The organism is Polaribacter sp. HA6-7 (assembly GCF_055693625.1).
Window position 1 is genome coordinate 1965001 of the sequence record NZ_CM146338.1, and the last position, 21591, is coordinate 1986591.

Annotated in this window: 16 protein-coding genes, 2 tRNA genes, 2 rRNA genes and 8 pseudogenes (1 of these 28 only partly in view); 10 read left to right on the forward strand and 18 right to left on the reverse strand. The window is 31.3% G+C overall.

Annotated features, from left to right (window positions below; all coding sequences use genetic code 11):
* The 6 genes and pseudogenes from ACZ1HD_RS10925 to ligA form a co-directional block, all read right to left on the reverse strand.
* Positions 1–643: ribosomal RNA gene (locus ACZ1HD_RS10925) — 23S ribosomal RNA — on the reverse strand; it reaches 2229 nt to the left of the window's first position.
* Positions 644–807: 164 nt separating this feature from the next.
* A tRNA-Ala gene (locus tag ACZ1HD_RS10930) sits at positions 808–881 on the reverse strand.
* Positions 882–965: 84 nt separating this feature from the next.
* Positions 966–1039, reverse strand: a tRNA-Ile gene (locus tag ACZ1HD_RS10935).
* Between the two features lie 82 nt (positions 1040–1121).
* Positions 1122–2639: ribosomal RNA gene (locus ACZ1HD_RS10940) — 16S ribosomal RNA — on the reverse strand.
* Together the 16S and 23S rRNA genes with 2 tRNA genes alongside form the textbook arrangement of a ribosomal RNA operon.
* Before the next feature lie 915 nt (positions 2640–3554).
* Complete coding sequence (locus ACZ1HD_RS10945; RefSeq protein WP_472687438.1) at positions 3555–4067, reverse strand: DUF4294 domain-containing protein; 513 nt, start codon at positions 4065–4067, stop codon at positions 3555–3557.
* Positions 4068–4338: 271 nt separating this feature from the next.
* Positions 4339–6335, reverse strand: a pseudogene (ligA, locus tag ACZ1HD_RS10950) (NAD-dependent DNA ligase LigA).
* A 384-nt stretch (positions 6336–6719) separates the two neighbouring features.
* Between ligA and ACZ1HD_RS10955 the strand changes: the two are divergent.
* The gene (locus tag ACZ1HD_RS10955; protein ID WP_472687439.1) at positions 6720–6881 is read left to right on the forward strand and encodes a TusE/DsrC/DsvC family sulfur relay protein; all 162 of its coding nucleotides are present in this window, start codon (positions 6720–6722) and stop codon (positions 6879–6881) included.
* Between the two features lie 289 nt (positions 6882–7170).
* Here ACZ1HD_RS10955 and ACZ1HD_RS10960 read toward each other — a convergent pair whose 3' ends face one another.
* The gene (locus ACZ1HD_RS10960; RefSeq protein ID WP_077809684.1) at positions 7171–8613 is read right to left on the reverse strand and encodes a glyceraldehyde-3-phosphate dehydrogenase; all 1443 of its coding nucleotides are present in this window, start codon (positions 8611–8613) and stop codon (positions 7171–7173) included.
* 135 nt (positions 8614–8748) lie between these two features.
* Entirely contained in the window at positions 8749–10137 is a 1389-nt protein-coding gene (locus ACZ1HD_RS10965) for a trypsin-like peptidase domain-containing protein (protein WP_472687440.1), read from the reverse strand.
* A gap of 139 nt (positions 10138–10276) precedes the next feature.
* Between ACZ1HD_RS10965 and dapF the strand changes: the two genes are divergently transcribed.
* The 7 genes and pseudogenes from dapF (at position 10277) to ACZ1HD_RS11000 (ending at position 14213) form a co-directional block, all read left to right on the forward strand.
* Positions 10277–11047 (forward strand): diaminopimelate epimerase, encoded by a 771-nt coding sequence (dapF, locus tag ACZ1HD_RS10970; RefSeq protein ID WP_472687441.1) that lies wholly within the window; start codon positions 10277–10279, stop codon positions 11045–11047.
* A pseudogene (locus tag ACZ1HD_RS10975) lies at positions 11047–11569 on the forward strand (GNAT family N-acetyltransferase). The gene dapF and the pseudogene ACZ1HD_RS10975 overlap by 1 nt, the downstream one beginning before the upstream one ends.
* A 24-nt stretch (positions 11570–11593) precedes the next feature.
* The gene (locus ACZ1HD_RS10980) at positions 11594–11836 is read left to right on the forward strand and encodes a hypothetical protein (RefSeq protein WP_472687442.1); all 243 of its coding nucleotides are present in this window, start codon (positions 11594–11596) and stop codon (positions 11834–11836) included.
* Positions 11833–12614 (forward strand): annotated as a pseudogene (gene mltG, locus ACZ1HD_RS10985) (endolytic transglycosylase MltG); the annotation flags it as partial. The gene ACZ1HD_RS10980 and the pseudogene mltG, both read left to right, overlap by 4 nt.
* A gap of 20 nt (positions 12615–12634) precedes the next feature.
* Entirely contained in the window at positions 12635–12958 is a 324-nt protein-coding gene (locus tag ACZ1HD_RS10990; protein WP_472687443.1) for a hypothetical protein, read from the forward strand.
* A complete protein-coding gene (locus tag ACZ1HD_RS10995) occupies positions 12949–13536 on the forward strand; it encodes a DUF2279 domain-containing protein (RefSeq protein WP_472687444.1) in 588 nt (195 codons plus the stop codon). The genes ACZ1HD_RS10990 and ACZ1HD_RS10995 overlap by 10 nt, the downstream gene beginning before the upstream one ends.
* A gap of 49 nt (positions 13537–13585) precedes the next feature.
* Positions 13586–14213: pseudogene (locus ACZ1HD_RS11000) on the forward strand (peptidoglycan-binding protein LysM).
* A 6-nt stretch (positions 14214–14219) separates the two neighbouring features.
* On the opposite strand, the pseudogene ACZ1HD_RS11005 reads toward ACZ1HD_RS11000, so the two are convergent.
* The 4 genes and pseudogenes from ACZ1HD_RS11005 to ACZ1HD_RS11020 all read right to left on the reverse strand — a co-directional run.
* A pseudogene (locus tag ACZ1HD_RS11005) lies at positions 14220–14925 on the reverse strand (SAM-dependent methyltransferase).
* 41 nt (positions 14926–14966) lie between these two features.
* A complete protein-coding gene (locus ACZ1HD_RS11010) occupies positions 14967–15416 on the reverse strand; it encodes a low molecular weight protein-tyrosine-phosphatase (protein WP_472687445.1) in 450 nt (149 codons plus the stop codon).
* A 27-nt stretch (positions 15417–15443) separates the two neighbouring features.
* Positions 15444–16626 (reverse strand): annotated as a pseudogene (dnaA, locus tag ACZ1HD_RS11015) (chromosomal replication initiator protein DnaA).
* Positions 16627–16731: 105 nt separating this feature from the next.
* Positions 16732–16872 (reverse strand): annotated as a pseudogene (locus tag ACZ1HD_RS11020) (DnaA N-terminal domain-containing protein); the annotation flags it as partial.
* A gap of 172 nt (positions 16873–17044) precedes the next feature.
* On the opposite strand from ACZ1HD_RS11020, the gene ACZ1HD_RS11025 reads away from it, so the two are divergent.
* Positions 17045–17443, forward strand: coding sequence for an acyl-CoA thioesterase (locus ACZ1HD_RS11025; RefSeq protein ID WP_472687446.1), 399 nt, complete (start codon positions 17045–17047; stop codon positions 17441–17443).
* Positions 17444–17446: 3 nt separating this feature from the next.
* On the opposite strand, the gene ACZ1HD_RS11030 is transcribed toward ACZ1HD_RS11025, so the two are convergent.
* From ACZ1HD_RS11030 to ACZ1HD_RS11055, 6 genes and pseudogenes are all read right to left on the reverse strand, one after another.
* Complete coding sequence (locus tag ACZ1HD_RS11030) at positions 17447–18055, reverse strand: IMPACT family protein (RefSeq protein ID WP_472687447.1); 609 nt, start codon at positions 18053–18055, stop codon at positions 17447–17449.
* Positions 18056–18916: a GRP family sugar transporter gene (locus ACZ1HD_RS11035; protein ID WP_472687448.1), complete on the reverse strand. Its 861-nt coding sequence runs from the start codon at positions 18914–18916 to the stop codon at positions 18056–18058.
* A gap of 1 nt (position 18917) precedes the next feature.
* Positions 18918–19055 (reverse strand): hypothetical protein, encoded by a 138-nt coding sequence (locus tag ACZ1HD_RS11040; RefSeq protein ID WP_472687449.1) that lies wholly within the window; start codon positions 19053–19055, stop codon positions 18918–18920.
* A 32-nt stretch (positions 19056–19087) separates the two neighbouring features.
* A complete protein-coding gene (locus tag ACZ1HD_RS11045) occupies positions 19088–19525 on the reverse strand; it encodes an HAD family hydrolase (RefSeq protein WP_472687450.1) in 438 nt (145 codons plus the stop codon).
* A pseudogene (gene ribD, locus ACZ1HD_RS11050) lies at positions 19518–20555 on the reverse strand (bifunctional diaminohydroxyphosphoribosylaminopyrimidine deaminase/5-amino-6-(5-phosphoribosylamino)uracil reductase RibD). The gene ACZ1HD_RS11045 and the pseudogene ribD overlap by 8 nt, the downstream one beginning before the upstream one ends.
* Before the next feature lie 35 nt (positions 20556–20590).
* Positions 20591–21022: a hypothetical protein gene (locus ACZ1HD_RS11055; RefSeq protein ID WP_472687451.1), complete on the reverse strand. Its 432-nt coding sequence runs from the start codon at positions 21020–21022 to the stop codon at positions 20591–20593.
* A gap of 52 nt (positions 21023–21074) precedes the next feature.
* Between ACZ1HD_RS11055 and ACZ1HD_RS11060 the strand changes: the two genes are divergently transcribed.
* The gene (locus ACZ1HD_RS11060; protein WP_472687452.1) at positions 21075–21569 is read left to right on the forward strand and encodes a GNAT family N-acetyltransferase; all 495 of its coding nucleotides are present in this window, start codon (positions 21075–21077) and stop codon (positions 21567–21569) included.
* The last annotated feature ends 22 nt before the right edge of the window (positions 21570–21591 follow it).

Consider the following 21591-nt stretch of genomic DNA (forward strand, 5'->3'; position numbering starts at 1 on the left):
CATATCTTAAATATTTAACCTTGCTAGAAACAGTAACTCGTAGGCTCATTATGCAAAAGGCACGCCGTCACAACACGAAGTTGCTCCGACCGCTTGTAGGCGTACGGTTTCAGGTTCTATTTCACTCCCTTACTTAGGGTTCTTTTCACCTTTCCCTCACGGTACTAGTTCACTATCGGTCTCTCAGGAGTATTTAGCCTTACCGGATGGTCCCGGTGGATTCATACAGGATTACTCGTGTCCCGCACTACTCAGGATACCACTATCAATAACTTCGCTTACTTTTACAGGACTATCACCTTCTTTGGTCTGTCTTTCCAAACAGTTCTAATTCACTTAGCATTGAATATCGTGGTCCTACAACCCCAGCAATGCCGTAACATTACTGGTTTGGGCTAATCCGCGTTCGCTCGCCACTACTAACGGAATCACTATTGTTTTCTCTTCCTCCGGTTACTTAGATGTTTCAGTTCACCGGGTTTGCCCCTTTCGGTACTATGTCTTCAACATAGTGGGTTGCCCCATTCGGATATCTACGGATTATAAGGTATGTGCCCCTCCCCGTAGCTTTTCGCAGCTTATCACGTCCTTCATCGCCTCTGAGAGCCTAGGCATCCGCCATACGCCCTTACTTAACTTATTGTACTTTTTGCTATGATGTATAAATACATCATAACGAGCTCTTTTATATTTTTATAAATATAATAGATATAAATATCTATTTGTTCTCTATCTTTTTGATTCTTACGATATCATTTTACCAATATGTCAATGAACTTGTGGCCTATCTATTATAATTGACCGTTGTGGAGAATATCGGAGTCGAACCGATGACCTCTTGCGTGCAAGGCAAGCGCTCTAGCCAACTGAGCTAATCCCCCATTTGAAATTTTGAATTTTGAATTCAGAATTACGAATTTAGAATTCTCTAGTTTCGAGAATTTCCTTAAAGTATCTCTATTTTGTAGTCCCGGGCAGACTCGAACTGCCGACCTCTACATTATCAGTGTAGCGCTCTAACCAGCTGAGCTACGAGACTATAATAGCTTAATACTTTCTTTATTTTAAAATTAACAGCAAAGAGTAAAATGTACCTTTTGTAACTCACCATCTTTCTCTAGAAAGGAGGTGTTCCAGCCGCACCTTCCGGTACGGCTACCTTGTTACGACTTAGCCCTAGTTACCAGTTTTACCCTAGGCGGCTCCTTGCGGTGACCGACTTCAGGCACTCCCAGCTTCCATGGCTTGACGGGCGGTGTGTACAAGGCCCGGGAACGTATTCACCGGATCATGGCTGATATCCGATTACTAGCGATTCCAGCTTCACGGAGTCGAGTTGCAGACTCCGATCCGAACTGTGATATGGTTTATAGATTCGCTCTCTGTTGCCGGATGGCTGCTCATTGTCCATACCATTGTAGCACGTGTGTGGCCCAGGACGTAAGGGCCGTGATGATTTGACGTCATCCCCACCTTCCTCACGGTTTGCACCGGCAGTCTCGTTAGAGTCCCCATCTTTACATGCTGGCAACTAACGACAAGGGTTGCGCTCGTTATAGGACTTAACCTGACACCTCACGGCACGAGCTGACGACAACCATGCAGCACCTTGTAATATGTCCGAAGAAAAGTCTATCTCTAAACCTGTCATACTACATTTAAGCCCTGGTAAGGTTCCTCGCGTATCATCGAATTAAACCACATGCTCCACCGCTTGTGCGGGCCCCCGTCAATTCCTTTGAGTTTCAATCTTGCGATCGTACTCCCCAGGTGGGACACTTATCACTTTCGCTTAGTCACTGAGATAAATCCCAACAACTAGTGTCCATCGTTTACGGCGTGGACTACCAGGGTATCTAATCCTGTTCGCTCCCCACGCTTTCGTCCATGAGCGTCAGTACATACGTAGTAGACTGCCTTCGCAATCGGTATTCTGTGTAATATCTATGCATTTCACCGCTACACTACACATTCTATCTACTTCCATATGACTCAAGTCAACCAGTATCAAAGGCAGTTCCATAGTTAAGCTATGGGATTTCACCTCTGACTTAATCGACCGCCTGCGGACCCTTTAAACCCAATGATTCCGGATAACGCTCGGACCCTCCGTATTACCGCGGCTGCTGGCACGGAGTTAGCCGGTCCTTATTCTTACAGTACCGTCAAGCTAGTACACGTACTAGTGTTTCTTCCTGTATAAAAGCAGTTTACAACCCATAGGGCAGTCTTCCTGCACGCGGCATGGCTGGATCAGAGTCTCCTCCATTGTCCAATATTCCTCACTGCTGCCTCCCGTAGGAGTCCGGTCCGTGTCTCAGTACCAGTGTGGGGGATCTCCCTCTCAGGACCCCTACCTATCGATGTCTTGGTAAGCCGTTACCTTACCAACTAACTAATAGGACGCATAGCCATCTTTTACCAATAAATCTTTAATTACAATCTGATGCCAAATCGCAATACTATGAGGTATTAATCTTCATTTCTAAAGGCTATCCCTCTGTAAAAGGTAGGTTCTATACGCGTTACGCACCCGTGCGCCGGTCGTCATCTGTGCAAGCACAATGTTACCCCTCGACTTGCATGTGTTAAGCCTGCCGCTAGCGTTCATCCTGAGCCAGGATCAAACTCTTCATTGTATATTTTAAATATTTTAATGAATAAGTTTCAAAAGAATTTACATTATTAATAATGCGGTTATTCTACTCTTTTTTTACGCTGTCAATTTCAATATTTTCAATGAACTTTTAAGGTATCAAATCTTGCTCTTTAAAAACAAAACCTAAATCTTAATTTTGTAGAAATGATAGAATCGAACTATCTAACTTAAATTACCGTTATTCCAAAATCTCTCTAAACGTTTTTGCTGTCTCGTTTAGCGGGTGCAAATATAAAACTTATTTCTAATCTAACAAGAAAAATAAATCTTTTTTTTAATTTAATTTCTTAACCCGAAAACTTGAACTTTTTTCCGAAAAATTCGGACTGCAAAGATACAATCTTTTTTATTTATAATCCTAATTAAAAATTACTTTTATTTTAAAGGGTTTTAAATAAAGTTAAAACGTTAATGAACTTGACTAAAAAGATATTTCTTTGTTAGCGGGTGCAAACATACAACCTCTTTTTAATTACACAACTATAATTTGTTGTTATTTTAAACTATTTTTAACATAAAAGTAAAACCAATTAAAAATCAACAACTTACAAACAAAAAGTTCTTTTAATTTTTTAATAATAATTAATCTCTACTTTATAAAAACTGATAATTAAATATAATTTCAGGGGTTTATCGTTTTTAAATAAAACTGTAAAATGGTAAAAAACAGAAAACACATACAAGTATATACTTAAATAAAGGTGAAAATGTTGGCAAACTTGCTGTGTTAGGGATTGAAATGACATCCTTTTTATGGGATACTTCTATAGCCAAGTAAAAATTAAGTGAGTTTTTAATTAAGATGAAGATTAATTTAAAGAATAAAGACTAATAAAAAGATATAATGTAAAGCCCGACCACGATTTTTTTCGTGGTAACACCCAAAAAATATCGATTATTTCTTCTTATTTTTCTTTTTTAGCATCTTAGAAAACATCTTTTTATATTCTTCTACATTAATTTCACCTTTTCTTGATGCTATTACTTTTACGTAATCGAAGTTTAGTTTTGTTTTTTGAGCTTCTAATTTGTCTTCTTGAAAAGCTCTTTGCAACACGTCTTCTATTAAATAATCTTCGTTATTTGATTCTGGATGGTATTCTGTTTTTAAAGATAACTTAAAAACATTTGCAGTTGTATTGTACCAAAACGCTTTCCAGCCACTTCTTAAACCTTTGATATTATTAAAAGCTGTTTTACCAGTTTGACGATGAATTAACTTTATAAGTATTCTACCTTCTGTAGTGGTCATCTTTTTAATCTGATCTGTAAATTCGCCTTCTATATATTTTTGAACTAACCTTGTATACTTTTTACGTTTACTTTTTGATTTTATTTTTTCTAATCGGTTATTTAAACTATCTAATCTTTGAGATGCTAGTTTTGCAAACGGATACGCTTTGTACACTTTTTTTGAACCATAAATAATAGCGAATATCTTCTCTTGAAGTAAATTTATGTTTTGGTAACAATGCAATTTCATTTAACTGTATTACTACAGAATCGCCAGGTTTAACAAAAATGTAATCTTCTAAGTTTTTAGGTAAAGAGTCTACCTCTCTTTTCTGAGCAAAAGAGCAAATAGAGATAGACATTATATATATGTAAAGTATTCGTTTCAAAAAATGAGATTTGTTATTCTTATTGTCTTGTGCAAATTAAATACCAAAGTGCATTTATTAACTTATTTTATCTATAAATTCTTGTTCTGAAATAATAGAAATTCCTAAATCTTGTGCTTTTGTTAATTTACTTGGCCCCATATTATCACCAGCAACAACAAAAGTTGTTTTTTTTGATATTGATGAACTTACCTTACCTCCGTTATCTTCAATTGCTTTTTTAAGTTCGTTTCTAGACATTTGATGAAATACGCCGTAAACCACAAAAACTTGATCTTTTAAAATTTCTGTTTGATTTTCTAAACTCTCTGCCGATACTTCTAATTGTAATCCGTAAGATTTTAATCTATCTATTAATTGAATATTACCTAAATCTGATGAAAAATCTAAAATACTTTGTGCAATCCTATCTCCTATTTCATCTACATTTACTAATTCTTCTAAAGATGCGGCCATTAAGTTATCTATAGATTTAAAATGTTTTGCTAACTTTTTTGCTACAGTTTCTCCTACAAATCGAATACCTAAGGCAAATAAAACTTTTTCGAACGGAATTTGTTTTGATTTCTCAATACCGTCAATCATATTTTTAGCAGATTTTTCTGCCATTCTTTCTAATGGAATTACTTGGTCTACTCTTAAGTCATACAAGTCTGCATAATTTTGAATTAAACCTTCTTTTCGAAGTAAATCTACAGTTTCGCCACCTAAACCATCAATATCCATGGCTTTTCTAGAAATAAAATGCTGAATTCTACCCGTTATTTGTGGTGCACAACCAAATTGATTTGGACAATAATGTTTAGCGTCTCCTTCTGTTCTTACTAATTTGGTATTGCATTCGGGCAATGTGTTGCATATTGAGTTGGCTGTGAATTTCCTAGACGTTTGGTAAAATCTACCGCAATTATTTTTGGAATGATCTCTCCGCCTTTTTCAACAAAAACAGTATCATGAACTCGAATATCTAATTTTTCTATTTGGTCTGCATTGTGTAAAGATGCTCTTTTTACTGTTGTGCCCGCAAGTTGCACTGGTTGTAAATTAGCTACTGGTGTAATTGCACCTGTTCTACCAACTTGATATGTGATTTCTTCTAAGATTGTAGATACTTGTTCTGCTTTAAATTTATATGCAATTGCCCATCGTGGTGCTTTTTCAGTATAACCTAACTCTTCTTGTTGTTGAAGATTGTTCACTTTTATTACAATTCCGTCTGTTTCATAAGGTAATTCATGACGTTTGGCATCCCAAAAATTTACAAACTCGAAAACTTCATCAATAGATTTTGCTAACTTTATTGTATTTGGAACTTTAAAACCAACCTTTCTTGCATTTTCTAAACTCTCGTAATGGGTTTTATATTTTCTTTCTGATGTAACAACTTGATATAGCAAACAATCTAGCGGCCTTTTTGCTACTTCTGTACTGTCTTGTAATTTTAAACTTCCGCTTGCTGTGTTTCTAGGATTTCTGTATTCTTCTTCGCCATTTTCTAATCGTTCTGCATTCATTTTGTTGAATCCGTCTAATGGAAGAATAATTTCACCACGCATTTCGAAATCAGAAATAAAATCTTTTTTTATTGATAAAGGTAAAGATCTAATTGTTTTTACATTATTAGTTACTTCATCTCCTTGAAAACCATCACCACGCGTTACAGCTTTTATAAATTTACCATTTTCGTAAGTTAAATTTATCGATGCTCCGTCAAATTTAAGTTCGCAAGTAAATTCTAAATCAGAACTTCCTAAAACTTTTTCTACACGCTTTTCCCAATCTAATAAATCTTCTTTAGAATACGAATTGTCTAAAGAATACATTCTGTTTTTATGAACAACTGTCTTAAAATTTTTAGTAACCGTACCACCTACTCTTTGTGTTGGCGAGTTTGCATCAAAAAAAATAGGATTTTCTTTCTCTAACTTTTCTAACTCTTTTAATTTAATATCGAAATCGAAGTCTGAAATTGTAGCATTATCTAATACATAATAATTATAATTATGATTATTTAATTCTTCTCTAAGGTTTTCTATTTTTTGCTGAACAGTCATTTTGATTTTAAAATTTACTTTCGAATTGAAGTGTGCAAGAATAACATCAAAAATAATACAATAAAAACAACTACAAACAAGCTACCTATTCAAATTAAGCAATTTGCCTATATTCATAACATAACTACCTAATTAACTTTGTATTAAACAAATATTTAAATCTAAAAATTATTATTGTAAAAATTATTAAACTTTTTATTTAGGGAAATTCATACAAAAGAATTGTTCGATTTATAACTATTGTAAAATAAATTGACTGGTTTTTAAAGATGAATTTAAAAAGACTTTAAGTGAATTCCCCCAAAATCATTTAAACGAAAAATTATGAATGAACATGTACAAAAACTAAAAAAATTAGAAATCGACCGATCAGCTAATGGATTCTTGACAAATTTTAACCAATGGACTATTGAAATTGGTGAAATAATAGCGCAAGAACACAATATTCAACTAACGAATACACATTGGGATATTATTTCTTGGATACAAGAACTATATAAGAGAAAAAAGAGGTTACTATTGAAGCAATTACAAAAACTGAAATAGTAAATATAAATGAACTCTTCGATTTATTTACCGATGATGCGATTTTAGTTTCTACAAAAATAGCGGGATTACCTTGCTTAAATAAACTTAAAAAAACAGCTTGAGATTAAACTTTTGTTTGCAAACTAGTTTAGCCCTGATGGAGCTATTTGTTTGAGCTCTTTTGAGGAACGAAAAAAGCGAGTAGCGAGAGCAGGAAATAGCTTCTTGTAAAAAAACTAAGCCCAATACACAAAGTATTGGGCTTTTACATTTAACTTTTGTTAAATGAATTTGCACTAAGAGTATTTTAATAATATGTAAATCTTCTAACTTTTGCAATGTGTTTTGCTAAGCGAATTACTTGATGTGAATAACCGTATTCATTATCGTACCAAACGTAAATTACAATTGTATCTTCGTCTGTAAGTGTTGCTTTACTATCAAAAATTGATGGTGCAGTTGTACCGATAATATCAGATGAAACTAATTCGTTGTCTATAGAATATTTAATTTGTTCTACTAAATCACCTTCTAAAGCATACTTTTTAATTAATGAGTTAACACCTTCTTTAGTCACTTTAGTATTTAACTGTAAATTTAAGATAGCTAAAGATCCGTTTGGTACCGGAACTCTAATTGCATTTGAAGTTAATTTACCTGCTAAAGCTGGTATTGCTTTAGAAACTGCAGCACCTGCACCAGTTTCTGTAATTACCATGTTTAAGGCAGCTGCTCTTCCTCTTCTATATTTACTATGCATGTTGTCTACTAAATTTTGATCGTTAGTATATGCATGTATTGTTTCTAAATGTCCTTTTTTAATACCATAATTGTCTTCTAAAACTCTTAAAACCGGCGTAATTGCATTGGTTGTACAAGAGGCTGCAGAAAAAATATCTACTTTATCTGGACTATTTTGTTTGTGATTAACACCATGAACAATATTAGGAACTCCTTTTGCTGGCGCAGTAATTAAAACTTTGCTTGCTCCTTTTGCTTTTAAATGTCTACTTAAAGCTGCTTCGTCTCTAAAAGCACCTGTATTATCTATAATTAAAGCATCGTTAATATTAAATTCTGTATAATCTATATCTTCTGGTTGTTTTGCAGAAATCATATAAACTGTAGTACCGTTAATTATAAGTGCATTATTTTCTGCATCTACAGTTACGGTTCCTAAGAAATCACCATGTACAGAATCTACACTTAATAATGATGCTCTTTTTTCTAAAACTGTTTGGTTAATTTCACCACGAGTAACAATTGCTCTTAATCTTAATTGAGAACCTTTTCCCATTTTAGTCATTAACTCTCTAGCTAATAAACGACCAATTCTACCAAAACCGTATAAAACAACATCTTTTGGTTGAATGTCTTTTGCAACTGTTGCATCTTTTAATTTATTCTGAACAAAGGCTACTTTGTCCTCTCCTTTTTTAGCACCTAAATAACATTCGTATGCCAATTTACCAATATCTAATTTTGATGATGGCAATTCTATTTGTTGAATTGCTTTTGCAATATCTAACGCATCTAAAATTGAAATTGGTTTGCTAACAAATTCTTTAGCGTATTCAATTAAGTTTAAAACTTCACTGGCTCTTTTATCTACTAACGGGTTTCTAAAAAGAACTAATTCTATAGATTTATCATACCATAAATCGTTTACGATATTAATAAATTCTACAGTAGCTCTTCTAGTTTGGGCTTGTGATAAAACTTCTTCGTTGTAATTTACTTTTGTTGACATAGTTGTGTTACTATAATTTAATTTTCGGCAAAAGTATTTCTTTTTTTGACAATACGAAATCGATTTCGTTAAAATTTTTAAAATAAAAAAATCCCGATTAAAAACCGGGATTCTTTACATATTTAGTTTACTATATTAATACCTAAAAACATATCTTTCTTTTTCTCCTTCTAAATTTATAACCTCTATATATAAAGGTCGTCCTTTACCTAAAGAAGAATCTAACAATTGTGAAACTTGATCTGCATTGGTTACTGGTTTTTTATTAATTTTCGTAATGATGAAACCTTCTTTTACTCCGTAATAAATTAAATTTTTATTACCGTTTCTAACAATTTTAACACCATTTTCTATATTAAACTTACGTTTTTCAGCTTTTGTGATATCTTTAAGAATTATGTTAATACTGCTAGAAATAAAAGTATCTTTCTTAGTTAGTTTAACATTTTTATTGATTAATTCTCCATCTCTTTCAACAGTTAAAACAACTTCGTCTCCTGGTCTTTTTGCTGTTAACTGCCCTCTAAGCTCAGAAAATTTAGAAATTTTTACGTTATTTACTTTCTTTATAATATCACCTTCTTTTAAACCTGCTTTTTTAGCGCCACTTCCATCAGAAACAGCATCAATTCTAACACCTTCTTCTTTAAATTCAGCATCAACATTAATACCTAAAATTGCTTGTTGTACTTGACCGAATTCTAAAATATCATCAATTATTTTTTTAGCAATATTAGATGGTACCGCAAAAGAATATCCAATAAAAGAACCTGTTTTAGATGAAATTGCTGTATTAATTCCAATTAATTCTCCTCTTGTATTTACCAAAGCTCCACCACTATTACCAGGGTTAACGGCTGCATCTGTTTGAATAAAAGATTCTATATTTCTATTTCCTTCTAAATCTCTACCTTTTGCGGACACAATTCCTGCAGTTACTGTAGATGTAAGGTTGTAAGGGTTACCAACTGCCAATACCCATTCTCCAATTTTAATGGTGTCTGAATCTGCAAAAGGAACATAAGGTAAATCTATATCTGCCTCTATCTTTAACAATGCAATATCATTAGCTGCATCTGTACCAATTAATTTTGCCGGATATTTTTTCTGATTATTTAAAGTAATTTCTAAATTACTAGCACCGTCTATTACATGATTGTTTGTTACAATATAACCGTCTGGCGAAATTATAACACCACTACCCGTACCTACTTGTTCAAATTTTCTAGTACCACTTCCGCTACCATAAAATCTCTCAATCCACGGATTTACTTGTGTTCTAACCGCAGTATTTTTTACGTGAACAACTGCGTGTACGGTACTTTCTGCTGCAATTGTAAAATCTGTTGTACTTTCTACAGCGCCAGTACTTTTATAAGTTGGTGTATAATTTGTACGAACAGTTTCAATTGGGTTTAATGTTCTTTCTACAATTTGTTCTTTATCGAATAGCATTTTATAACCACCTAAAGTAAGTGCTCCTCCTAAAATTGCCATACCTAGAAAACTGAATGCTTTTTTCATTTTTATCGATTTATATTAATTTTTAGTATTCAAATATATAATTTTAACATATTCAAAAAATCTGTTTAACTTGTTTTTAACTGACTTTAACCACTTTTTAACATCCCTATTTTAGTGCCTAAATACCTATATTTGCAAAATGAATTTAACTTTTTTTAAATACCAAGGTACCGGAAATGATTTTGTGATGATAGATAACAGAACAAAAACCTTTCCAAAACAAAATACTGACATAATTTCACATTTATGTGATAGAAATTTTGGTATAGGTGCAGATGGCGTTATTCTTATTGAAGAAGATGAAAATTCTGATTTTAGAATGATTTATTACAATGCCGATGGTAGTGAAACGTTTTGCGGAAACGGCGGTAGATGTGCTGTTGCCTTTGCTAAACAATTACTTATTATTGATAATAAAACAAATTTTGTTGCTGTTGATGGACCTCATTTTGCTGAAATAAAAAATGACATTATTTCAATAAAAATGATTGATGTAGATACTATTGAAGTTAAAAAAGACTCAGTATTTACGTATACAGGTACACAACATCATGTTGAGCTAGTTGACAGTTTAGATAATTACCCTGTTTTTGAAAATGGCAAAAAAATTAGATATTCATACAACGATCCTGGAAGTAATGTCAATTTTGCAGAAATGATTGATGATGCTACTTTTAGAGTTAGAACTTATGAAAAAGGAGTCGAAAATGAAACTTTAGCTTGTGGTACAGGTGTAACTGCTGTTGCTATTGCAATGCATAAAATAAGGAAAACAAATAAAACCCAAATAAATTTACCAGTAGAAGGTGGTAATTTAAAAGTGTCATTTAAAGAAAACAATGGAGTTTATACGGATGTTTACTTAAAAGGTCCAGCAACTTTTGTTTTTAAAGGAGAAATTGAAGTTTAATGAAGACTTTAAAAGGAAATACTATTTATTTAAGAGCTTTAGAACCAGAAGATTTAAACTTTTTATATGCTATAGAAAACAATGAATCTTTTTGGGAAGTTAGCCACACTCAAACTCCGTTCTCAAAATTCATTCTAAAACAATACTTAGAAAACGCGCATTTAGATATTTACGAGGCAAAACAATTACGTTTAATGATCGTTGAATCTAATAGTGATGTACCAATTGGTATGATTGATTTATTTGATTATAATCCACAACATAAAAGAGCGGGAATAGGAATTTTAATACACCTGATTTTCAAAAAAAGGATATGCTGCCGAAAGTTTATCAATTTTGATTAACTATGCTTTTATCCACCTTAATCTGCATCAACTGTATGCGAATATAACTTCTAAAAACACCAATAGTCTTAATTTATTTACCAAATTGAATTTTAAGAAAATTGGTACTAAAAAAGACTGGGTTTATTCTAACGGGAAATTTATTGACGAAATTTTATTTCAATTGATAAAACAGTAAATTTGCCAGCTAAAACATATTTAATTGAAAAAAATACTATACATTTTACTAGCGCTATTTATAGTTGGTTCTTTATTTAGCTATAATTATTACCAAAAAATTTTTGGAACTGCAATTACAAAAGATTACACTTTATTTATTCATTCTGATGACAGTTTATTAGATATAAAAAAAGAATTAGAAAGTGTTTCTAAAAGTCCGAAACATTTTTATGGGTTGCTGCTAAAAAAAGTTTTGCAACACCAAAACCAGGAAGATATGTTCTAAAAGAAGGTATGTCTAATAACGATCTTGTAAATATGTTACGAAGCGGCAGGCAAACACCATTCAAGCTTTCTTTCAATAATCAAGATACTTTAGAAAAATTTGCTGGCAGAATTGCAGAACAAGTAGAAACAGATTCTATTGCTTTATTAACTTCTTTTAAAGATAAAACATTTTTAAAAGAAAATAATCTAAACGAAAAATCTGTACTTCAAATTTTTATACCAAATACGTATGAATTTTACTGGACAGTAAGTCCAGAAAAGTTTAGAAATAAAATGTTAATAGCTTATAAACGTTTTTGGACTAAAAGTAGAGAAGCTAAAGCAGCCAAACTAAACCTTACCAAAAGCGAAGTAATTACTTTAGCATCTATTGTTCAAAAAGAAACAGCTAAAAAAGCGAAAGACCAATTGTTGCCGGTTTATACTTAAATCGTTTAAGAAAAGGAATGCCTTTACAAGCAGACCCAACAATAATATACTGTGTAAAAGAAGTAAAAGGACAAGATTACGTTGTTAAAAGAGTTTTAACTGTAGACTTAAAAATTAACTCGCCATATAACACCTATTTAAATAAAGGTTTACCGCCAACTTTAATTGCTATGCCAGATATTTCTGCAATTGATGGCGTTTTAAATGCACAAAAGCATAACTACTATTATATGTGTGTTAATGTAGACAAGTTAGGTTATCATGCTTTTGCTAGAACATTATCTCAGCACAATCGTAATGCTGCTAAATATCATCAATGGTTAAATAAGCAAAAAATTAATAGATAATTTTTCTTGTAATAGTTGATATGATTTTAAAAACAAAAGCATTCATAGTATTCTTTATTTTATCAGCAACCACTTTTAACGCACAAAATAATAGCTTTTTAAAAAAATCTGACACTTTAAATACGAAGAGGAGAAATGCTGTTATAATTAGTGAAAGTGTTTTGACTGTGGGCACATTGTTTGCTTTAAATGAACTTTGGTACAAAGATTATCCAAGAACAAGTTTTCAATTTAAAAATGATAATAACGACTGGAAACAAATGGATAAAGCAGGCCATTTAATGACCTCTTATTACATTGGTAAAGTTGGTATGGAAGTTTTAGATTGGTGCTGGTGTTTCTAAAAAACCAGCTAATTTACGGAGCTACATTAGGTTTTTCTTTTTTAACCGCAGTAGAAATTATAGATGGATTTTCTAAACAATGGGGCGCATCAATTGGAGATGTTTTGGCTAATGCTGCCGGAACAGGAATATTAGTTGGACAAGAGCTATTGTGGCAAGAACAAAGAATTACGATCAAATATTCTTTTCATCAAACAAAATTTGCCAAACAAAGACCTAACACACTTGGTGAAAATTATATACAACAATCTCTTAAAGACTATAACGGTCAAACCTATTGGCTTTCTGCAAATATTTGGTCTTTTAATAAAGATGGTAATTTTCCTAAATGGTTAAATGTGGCATTGGGTTATGGTGCAGAAGGAATGCTGTACGGAGAAACAAAAACAACGAATAAAATTCCGCAAGATCCTTACAGACAATTTTACTTAAGTTTAGATGTAGATTTAACTAAAATTGAAACAAAATCGAAATTTTTAAAATCTGTATTTTCTGTTGTGAATTTCATAAAAATACCAGCACCTTCATTAGAAATTAATACCAAAGGAAAGATTAAATTCCATTATCTGTATTTTTAACAACTTTTAACACACTGTGTATCAATCAGTTTAATATTATATCGTACATTTGCACCCGCAAAACAGAAAGATATATATTTTATCAAAAATAAAATACTTTTAATCAGCGTAATAGCTCTTTTTATCAATGCAACGGCTATTGATAAGAAAAAAACTAAATTAAAGGAAATTACCTACAATAACAAGGTAACTTTTCCTAAGCATTTTAATAGCGACATCTTTTACCTTAAAAAAGATTTTGTTGCTTTTAAAGAAGCAGTTGCATTTAAAGAATCTCAAGGAAAATATGCAACAGTAAACACACTAGGTTATTTAGGTAAATATCAATTTGGTAGAACTACTTTACAAAGATTTAGAATTTACAACACTCAAGAATTTTTGAACAATCCGAATTACAAGAAAAAGCATTTGTTGCTTTGTGTAAAGTTAATAAATGGATTCTTAGAAAGGATATTAAAAGATCTGCAGGAAAAACAATTAACGGAATTAAAATTACCGAATCGGGAATTTTGGCTGCAGCACATTTAAGTGGAGCTGGAAATGTAAAAAAGTTTTTAAGAAGTAATGGTTCTATAAGATTTTCTGATGCTTATGGTGCTTCAATTCAATCTTATTTAAAAAAGTTTTCTGGCTATAATGTTTCTATTATTAAAGCAGATAAAAACGCTAAAGTTTAAAGTTTCTTATTTGTGAATTATAAAGATAGCAGGTTTTTTGTGTAAGTCTCGGTGTTTGAAACTTCCAATCTTTAATTGACAATGTTTTAATGTATTCTGATGGTAATGTAATATCTGCAGCAATACATAAATTAGTTGTTGGTGCTAATATAGCCTTTAAATCTGCAAACATTTTTTCATTTCTATACGGAGTTTCTATAAAAATTTGAGATTGATTTTTATCTTTAGACAACTTTTCTAAATCTTTTAAAGCTCTTTTTCTGTCTCCTTTGTCTATTGGCAAATACCCATTAAATGCAAAATTTTGACCGTTCATACCGTAACTCATCATTGCCATTAAAATAGAACTTGGACCAACTAATGGCACTACTTTTATATTTTTTTCGTGAGCCATTTTTACAATAGTTGCTCCTGGATCTGCTACAGCCGGTACACCTGCTTCTGAAAGTAAACCAACATTTATTCCTTCACTACAAACATCTAAATACTTTCTCGTTTCCATTTCGTCTGCATACTTGTCTAAAGACATCAATTGCAAAGAAGGTTGGGATTTTTTAGGTGAAATTTTCTTAATAAATCTTCGAGCTGTTTTTTCGTTTTCTACAATATAATAATCAATTTCTTCTACTACTTTTTTTACCGATAAAGGCATTACCTCTAAAGGTTCTGTATCTCCAAGAGTTGTCGGAATTAAATAGAGTTTACCAATCATAACTATATATTTTTAGAAACTTGTAAATTTTAAGTTGAATATTATAAAGACTTAGCAATAACAGTACATGCTTTATCTAGCATATTAAAAACGTCTTCGAAACCGGATTTTCCACCATAATATGGATCAGGAACTGAAAGATTCTTTGAAGGTTCAGATTCATTTAAAATTAACCTTACTTTTTGTGTATCAGCAGCATCTCTACTTAATGCAAGTATATTATTTAAGTTACTGCTATCCATTGCATAAATAATATCAAAAGAATCAAAATCTGAAACTGTAAATTTTCTTGCAGATTGATTAGTAATATCGATGTTGTACTTTTTAGCCACAGCAATAGAACGATCATCTGGCAAATTACCTACATGATAAGCTGCTGTACCCACAGAATCTACAAAAACTTGTTTAGAATCTACTTTCGATTTTAAAATACCTTCGGCTAAAGGAGATCTACAAATATTTCCTAAGCAAACCATTAGTACTTTTTTCATCAAATTAAATTGTCTTTTATTAAAAAACTAGAAAGTTAACTTTTTAGTTAAATCTTCTACATATTTTTTAAACTGCTTATCAGTTTCAGTTAAATTATCTACGGTTTTACATGCGTGTAAAACTGTTGCGTGATCTCGCTGCCCTATTTGATTACCAATACTTGCCAATGACGTTTTTGTTAATCTTTTAGCAAAATACATTGCCAATTGACGTGCTTGTACAATATGGCGCTTTCTAGTTTTAGATTGCAATGTAGCTACATCCATATCAAAATACTTAGAAACTTCTTTCTGTATGTAATCTATAGAAACTTCTTTCTTGGTATTTTTAACAAATTTGTCTACAATTTGTTTTGCTAATTCTAAAGAGAATTCTTTTCTATTAAAAGAAGCTTGCGCAATCATAGAAATAATTACACCTTCTAATTCTCTAACATTAGATTTGATATTTTTTGCAATATATTCTACAATTTCTTCTGGCATTTCTACACCATCTCTAAACAATTTATTGTCTAAAATAGAAATTCTAGTTTCGTAATCTGGCGCTTGTAATTCTGCAGATAATCCCCATTTAAATCGAGATAACAAACGCTGCTCTATGTCTTGCATATCTACAGGCGCTTTGTCTGACGTTAAAATAACTTGCTTGCCATTTTGATGTAAATGATTAAATATATGGAAAAATACATCTTGTGTACCTGCTTTACCGGACAAGAATTGTACATCATCAATAATTAAAACATCGATCATTTGATAGAAATGAATAAAATCATTTCTTGTATTCGATTTTACAGAGTCTATAAATTGTTGTGTAAATTTTTCCGAAGAAATATATAACACTGTTTTGTCTCGGATATTTATCTTTAATATCAACACCAATTGCGTGTGCTAAATGTGTTTTACCCAAACCTACTCCACCGTAAATTAATAACGGATTAAAAGAAGTACCACCAGGTTTGTTTGCAACTGCCATACCAGCAGATCTTGCCAACCTGTTAGAATCTCCTTCTACAAAATTTAAAAAATTATAATTAGGATTTAATTGTGACTCTACTTTAACTTTTTGTAAACCAGGTATCACAAACGGGTTTCTTAATTCTCTTTTGTTCGATTCTAAAGGCACAGCAACTTTTTGTGGCTTTAAAGGATCTCTATTAGAACTAGGAATTTTAACAATTTGCGGTCTATTACTACTGTAATTGTTTTCCATTTTTACATCGTAAATCAATTTGGCATCACTACCTAATTGTCTTACTAATGCAACTCTTAAAAGTTTTATGTAGTGTTCTTCTAACCATTCATAGAAAAACTTACTTGGTACTTGTATAGTTAAAGCTTCTCCTGAAAGTTTTACGGGTTTAATAGGTTCAAACCATGTTTTGTATGCTTGTGGTTTGATATTGTCCTTTATAAAAGACAAGCATTCATTCCAAACTGAGTCAGCAGTTAAAGTCATTTATTAATTTTGATACTATTTAGATTATTATTTTTTGGGCGAAAAAAGAGAACTTGCCTGCTTTCTTAGGTTGTACAAAAGTGTGAATAAAATTCAGTATAAAAAAATCAATTTGCTATTGATTATTAACTTTTTTTACGTAAAATGCTAAAATAAATTCTATCTATAACAATTGAAAAAATCATCAACGAAAACAAGAATTAGATATTCTGAAACAGACCAAATGGGTGTAGTATATCACGGTAATTATGCGCAATTTTTTGAACTTGGTAGAACAGAATGGCTACGCTCTTTAGGCGTTACTTACAAAGATATGGAAACTAACGGAATTATACTACCTGTTATTTCTTTAAGCTGTAATTTTATTAAATCTGCTCTTTATGATGATGTTTTAACAATACACACTTTGTTAAAAAAAGAACCTTTGGTTAAAATAGAATTTGATTATGAAATTAAAAATCAAAATGATGAATTAATTTGTACAGGAAACACTGTCTTAGCATTTATAAACGCTGCTAACATGAAGCCAACACGATGCCCAAAATACTTATTAGAAAGCTTAGGATTTTAGATATTACTCTAATTCTTTAATTTCAACTTTGTACAAGTTATGAAAAATAGTAAAAATCATTTCTGAATCATTTTTACGAACAGAAATGGTGTATTCGCAATTCATTTCTAATTTTTGATGTACAATTTCTATATTTTTTTCTTTAACCACTCTTTGAACAGCATTCATTAAATCGTAATTAAAAGTAAGTTTATAGAAAATATTAATGGTTTTTTCTAAAATATCAGAAGCCTCAAGCGCCATTTGTGCTGATGTTTTATAAGCAGAAATTAAACCACCTACGCCTAATTTTGTGCCGCCAAAATAACGAACAGAAACTACCAAAATGTTGGTAACTTCAAAAGACTGAATTTGACCATAAATTGGCATTCCAGCCGAATTATTTGGTTCACCATCATCATTTGCTCTAAATTTAATTTTCTCAATTCCTAATTGGTAAGCATAACAAAAATGACGCGCCGTGTGATGTTTTTTTCGAAGCTCTTCTAATCTTTCCTTTACATCATCTTCTGAAGTAACAGGAAATGTGTATCCAAAAAATTTACTCCCTTTTTCTTTAAAAAGAGTTTCTACTGATGGTTTTTCTATTGTTTTATATACGTCTTCTTTCATTTATGCAATGGTTACTAAAACAATACCTAGAATTGCTAAGACCACACCAATCTTATTCTTTAAACTAAATTTCTCTTTAAAAAGTAATAAGCCAACTAGTGTAGATACAATTACAATAGCTACATTATTTACTGTAAACAACGTAGAACTTTCAAAGTTTTTATTTTGCAAAGCTTTTATTAAAAATACAATAGAAAAATAATTTGGAACTCCTAAAACAACACCTGCAATAATATTTTTAAGTCCAAAAGAACTTCTTTTTCTAACTGCTTTAATTGTTAAAATTAGACCACCAAATATCGCTGCAATACCAAATAAACTTCCGTAAAATATAGAAACGTCTTGATCTGCAACATGATTTACTTGTACGTATTTTATTAAAGTATCGATAGCACCGTAACCAATAAATAATAAAATTGGGAATAGTAAAGTACCCGAATTCTGCGTTTTTTCTTCTTTAACAGACGATAAATAGACCGCAATTAATGCTATCACGATTCCTAGAACTTTTAATATAGTTACAGATTCGTTGTATAAAAATATACCAAATAAAACCGGAACAACCACAGACATTTTACCTGCGATAGAAGTTACCGAAACTCCGTTTTTCTGAGCTGTCATGGCCATCACAAAAAAGATAGAAATAAACAAAGCCCCCAAAACCAAAGCACCAGGAAACCAAGGTTGCAAATAAATTTCTGAAATAGGTATTTGCCTTTCTGCAAGTAAAAAACCCATTGAAAATGCAACAATATAATTTACAAATATGGCTTTTAAAACATCTACTTTATAAATACCAAAATATTTAAAAATCACAAACAATCCTGTAGAAAACAGGATACTTAACAATAAAAAAATCAAATTAAATATGTTTTTTAGTGAACAATTCTACTACATCTTCTTCTCCCGGAATTAAATTCCAAACATTAATACCTAAAGTTTTAGCGGCATCTGTATTTACTTTTAAATCATCTACAAATAGCGTTTCTTTAGCAACCAAATTGTTTTCTGTAAGCACAAATTGATAAATATCTAAATCGGTTTTCTAAAATTAATTTCATGAGATAAATAAAATTTAGAAAAGCAATTTTTAAATTCTGAGTACAAATCCATTCCCCAGTTTTCTTGAATCCAAGAAATATGCAAATCATTGGTATTACTTAATAAGAAAAGGTTGTATTTCTTAGAATTACTCAATTCTTTTAAAAACTTTAGTCTTCTTTCAGGAAAATCTAATAAAACTGCATTCCACGCATCCACCAAATCTTTGCTATCAATAGTAGGAAACTTCTGCTTGTAAAAGTCTATAAATTCATCCGAAGAAATGAAACCTTTTTCATACTGATGATAAATTTCTACCATTTCGTTAGAAATTTCTGTGACACCAAGTTTTGCCATCGCTTTATAAGTTCCTTCTTTATCAAGGTTGATAAAAATGTCACCAAAGTCGAAAATTATATTTTTAATCATTTTTATAAATTTTTAAAACATCATCTTTAATAAAATGTTCTTTGTAATTTTTAGCAATCTTTGGTGCAACAACACCCTTTTTAAAAGAAGAATTACCAACAAAGACTAACGCTTCATCCCATAAATTTTGGGCAATAAATGTTTGTAAGGTTTGCGTACCACCTTCTACAATTAAAGATTGTATTTTATGCTTAGACAATACATTAATAATAGTAGCTGCTAAATTATCGTCGAAATTAATTTTTTCGAATATTAAATTTTCTGAATTAAGCTTTTCTGATTTTTTTCTGTTAAAACAATTGTTTTTATCGTTTTATCAAAAAGATTAGCACTTTGCTTTATTTTAAGTGTTCTGTCTAAAACTACTCTTACAGGGTTTAAACCGCGACCAAGTTCTTAAATTTAACTTCGGATTATCTACCAAAGCTGTATTTGTACCAACTAAAATTGCGTGTTCTTTGCTTCTTAATTTATGTACTAATTGTTGTGAATACGAGTTAGAAATAAAAACAGGCTTTTTTTCTTTTTTAGTTTCTCGCGCAATAAAACCATCTTTGGTTTCTGCCCATTTTAAAATAATATACGGTCTTAAATTTTCTTGAACACTTAAAAATCGTTTATGTTGCGCTCTACACTCATTTTCTAAAACACCAACAACCACATTAATATTTGCATCTTTTAAACGCTTAACACCTTTACCTGCAACCAACGTATTAGAATCTAAACAACCAATTACAACTTGTTTAAATTGATGTTTTACTATTAAATCTGCGCACGGTGGTGTTTTACCAAAATGACTACAAGGTTCTAATGTTACATAGATTGTAGCATCTTTTAAAACCGACTTATCTTTTACCGCATTAATTGCATTTACTTCTGCATGATTACCGCCAAACGGAGAAGTAAATCCTTCTGCAATAATTTTATTATTGTAAACAATTACTGCACCTACAGAAGGATTTGGTCTTGTTGTTCCTACTCCGTTTTCTGCAATTTGTAAGCAACGCTTTATGTAAACTTCTTTGTTAATAACCTAAAATTTAATTTTAATTTCTTCTGTTTTGTCTACCAAAAATCTCTTTTGAAACCGAAAACTACATATTCTAAATTTCCTTTAATTCTTACACTTATTTTTTTTGATATAAACGAATTAATCAAACCCTCTAACATTCCGTTTTTATTAGAATTTAAAAAGTTTTTGGTAGGAATATGTGCAATTAAGGGTATCGAAAAGTTATCTCTTGCAGGTACTTTAAAATCTTCAGAAAATATCTGAGCAACTTCTGTATCGTTTACAAAAACAGCCAAATCATCAGTAGAAATTTTTCCGCCAACATCATTTGGGTTTTCAAAAAAAGCAATTGCTTTTAACTTTATGGTATCTGCAGCAAAACTGACTACTTTTACATTATCAACCTTAACAAAAACTGGTTCTTTTTGAACAGAACAGCCAAATATCAACAAAAACAGTAGCGAAAAATATAGTATGTTTTTCATCAAATAAGATTATTTTTTTAGGTAACTTGCTCTTGCAAAAATACAGTATTAAATGACAAGTGCAGATTTTATAATAAGAGAAATTCAACCTAAAGACAATAAACAACTTTCTGAAGTAATTAGAAGTGTAATTCTAGAAATGGGCGCGCCAAAAATTGGAACTGCCTACGAAGATAAAGCTACTGATGGCATGTTCGAAAATTATCAAAAAGAAAAAGTTGCATACTTTGTGGTAGAACATAACAATATTGTAGTTGGTGGCGCTGGAATTGCTAAACTAGATAATTGCGAAGATAACATTTGCGAACTGCAAAAAATGTATTTCTTACCAATTGTTAGAGGTAAAGGAATTGGAACCAAATTAATTACCAAATGCTTAGAAAAAGCAAAAGAATTTGGTTTTGATAATTGTTATTTAGAAACAATGCCATACATGGAAGCTGCCGTAAAACTGTACGCAAAAAATGGTTTTGTAAATTTAGACAAACCAATGGGTAACACCGGCCATTATTCTTGTAATGTTTGGATGCTTAAAAAAATTAACTAATTTTGATTTACTACATACTTTC